This is a genomic window from Brevundimonas sp. Root1423 (assembly GCF_001426805.1).
Map to the genome: position 1 here is coordinate 1 of NZ_LMFL01000082.1, position 3166 is coordinate 3166.

Annotated in this window: 2 protein-coding genes; one reads left to right on the forward strand and one right to left on the reverse strand. The window is 60.5% G+C overall.

The window, feature by feature from the left end:
* The first annotated feature begins 385 nt into the window (after window positions 1–385).
* A complete protein-coding gene (locus ASD25_RS28330) occupies window positions 386–2053 on the forward strand; it encodes a P-loop NTPase fold protein (RefSeq protein WP_082560161.1) in 1668 nt (555 codons plus the stop codon).
* A gap of 149 nt (window positions 2054–2202) precedes the next feature.
* On the opposite strand, the gene ASD25_RS28335 is transcribed toward ASD25_RS28330, so the two are convergent.
* Window positions 2203–3166, reverse strand: a 964-nt coding sequence (locus ASD25_RS28335) for an AAA family ATPase (RefSeq protein WP_156389505.1), incomplete at its 5' end; no start/stop codon positions are given.

Sequence of the window (3166 nt, forward strand, 5' to 3'; positions counted from 1 at the left end):
AACCGGCGAGGACATCACCGACAAGATCAACGCCGAGCGCGCTGAACGCGGTGAACCGGCCCTGTCGGACGACACCGGCGGCCGTCCGAAGCGTGAAGGCGGCGGCGGCGATCGTGATCGCGGACGCAGCCGTCGCTAAGCGGCGACTTCGCTGAAATGGATGAGGCCCCGGTGGTGACGCCGGGGCCTTTTTCTTTGGGCGGAGAGTCCGGAGTCGGCGGGGAAAACGGGGGACAAGGCGGACACATCGGACTCAGCGGGGTGAGGAAAAACACCGTTCACACCGTTCACATCGTGCGCCTGCCTTGGGTGGGATTTGATTGTCAAAGATCGCGGGCGAAGGTCAGGGCGGGATTGTCGCACGGGCCGTTCCTGCGGCTGGGAGATGACGCTGCTGGTTGCGGGATCGCGCGACGGATCAGGGGGTTCGGCGTGCGAAGTCGTCTCGCTGGCGGCGGATTGCCGGCATTGTCTCCTTCCTCTCTTGACCACGATCAGCAGACACCGGACGTTGCAACCGTGGGACACGTGGCGGGGCAATATGACGGTTGATTTGGCTCAGATTTGGAAGGGCGATTTGCTTGGCCGAAAGGCGGACGGGCAACTCCTCTATGAGTTTCTGGTCCGGCGTCACGCCGAGCGTAGAGCAGCCTCAATTCCTGGCGCTTATGTCGTCAACCTGAACGCAAGTTGGGGCCACGGAAAATCCTTCTTCATGCAGCGCCTCGCGGCGCAGATGCGCGCCGAGGGGCACCTGACGGCCTTCGTCAACGCATGGCGGGACGACAGCACAAAAGAACCCGTGGTGGCGGTCATGGCTTCGATAGAGGAAAGCCTTGCTCCCTATTTCGCCAAGAATGACGCAGTCCGAAAATCGTGGGACGCAACCAAAGCCCACGGCGCAACTATCTTTGCAGCGCTAATCAAAGGGGTGGGTCGTCGATTGGCCGAGAAGTACGCCGGGCAGGCGGTCGATGAGATCGGCGCGCTGTTAGAGCGCGACGATTTTCTCCCTGAGCAGATCGAGGAATACCTTGAGGGCAACGAAGCAGCGGTCAGCGGAGCAGTCGCAACCGAGATCACCACGCTCCTGACCAAATTCGTGGACCGGAAAATCGCCGATTATAAATCGCGGATCGATAGTGCGGCGCAGTTCCAGAACCGGTTGAAGACCATCTTGGCCTCTCTTGAAGCCGAGACTGAGGTCAAGCTTCCGCTTTTTGTCCTGATCGACGAACTAGATCGCTGTCGGCCAACCTACGCCATAGAAATGCTGGAGCAGGTCAAGCACCTCTTCGATATCGACAATACGATCTTCCTCATTGCCACTGACGGTGACCAGCTCGCGCATTCCGTGCGGGCAGTTTACGGCGAAGGATTTGATGGCGCAGGCTATCTCCTAAGATTTTTCCACCGTCACTATCGTTTCGAAAGTCGCGATCTGGCAGCATTCAGCGACTATTTGTTTGCCCTCAACGACATAGATCTTTCCAAACTCGGCACGCCGTTTGAGACGTCGCCATCGGAAATTTTCGTCGGCGCGATGGATGCCTACAAAGTGACGCTCCGCGACGCTGAGCAGATCTTTGATATCCTTAAGTCTTGCGTCACCATGTGGGATGAGCGAGTTCCCATTGAACTAAATGTTATCCTGCCGCTGATCATCCATTTCCACCGACGGCAGTTTGACGACATGGCCGCCTACTTCTCGGAAAGCCAACGTGCCAACGGACCAAAATCGCCTTGGATGATAACCGCTGAGTATGTTGATCGTGGCCGGCTTAATCGTGGGCCGATTAACGTTCAAACTTTGAATTCACAGGTAATAGGTCGACTAAACGAGCCGGTTATCAATGTTCTCAAGAGCGAATACGCAGACTACAAGACAAGTTACGTCGCCGGCATCTTTGAGCGAGAGCTCCAGAAGATCCACCACGGCCGGTATCGTGGTGAGGGTCCGAAGACCGTCGCCAGTCAGTATTTCGGTCTTGTCCAAAGCGTTGGTCGGCTCGCTGCGCCCGCGGACGAGGGTGGGATCGAAACGGTTGGCTAAAACGGCTTGGCTGATCGCCATGCTTGGGCATTCTGGTTATTCTGATCTTGTGGCGAGTACTTCCAATCAAAGGCATACGAGAATCCGCAAATGAGGGATCCGCGAATTCCCGATTCTCCCCCATGGCGGAGCAACGGCTGAGAACGACCCTAGTGCACCCGCGCCTTCCCGATCTCCAGCCCGCCATCCCCCGCTGACACGGCGATCACCGACCCGTCCTCGATCTCGCCCGCCAGAAGCTTCCGCGCGATCGGATCGACGAGATCCTTCTGGATCACCCGCTTGAGCGGCCGCGCGCCATAGACCGGGTCGTAGCCCTTGTCGGCCAGCCAGGCGTAGGCGCTGTCGTCCAGCGAGATCGTCAGTCTCCGGTCGGCCAGCAGTTTCTCGAACCGGGCCATCTGTATGCGGACGATCCCGGCCATCTGGTCGCGGCCGAGGCGGCGGAACAGGATGATCTCGTCGATGCGGTTGAGGAACTCGGGGCGGAAATGGCCGCGGACCTGTTCCATGACATAGGGGCGGACGCTCTCGACGTCGTCGCCCTCGCCCTGGCCGGCCAGGGCCTCCGAGCCGAGGTTGGAGGTCATGATGATCAACGTGTTCTTGAAGTCGATGACGCGGCCCTGACCGTCGGTCAGGCGGCCGTCGTCGAGCACCTGGAGCAGGACGTTGAAGACGTCGGGGTGGGCCTTTTCCACCTCGTCGAACAGGACGACCTGATAGGGGCGGCGACGCACGGCCTCGGTCAGGGCGCCGCCCTCGTCATAGCCGACATAGCCGGGAGGGGCGCCGATCAGGCGGGAGACGCTGTGCTTCTCCATGTATTCCGACATGTCCATGCGGGTGATGGCGGCCTCGTCGTCGAACAGGAATTCGGCCAGGGCCTTGGTCAGCTCGGTCTTGCCGACGCCCGTGGGGCCGAGGAAGAGGAAGCTGCCCAGCGGGCGGTTGGGGTCGTTCAGGCCGGCGCGGGCGCGGCGGACCGCGTCGGAGACGGCGGTCAGGGCCTCATCCTGGCCGACGACGCGGCGGGACAGGGCGTCCTCCATCTTGAGCAGCTTTTCGCGCTCGCCCTCCAGCATCTTGTCGACGGGGACGCCGGTCCAGCGG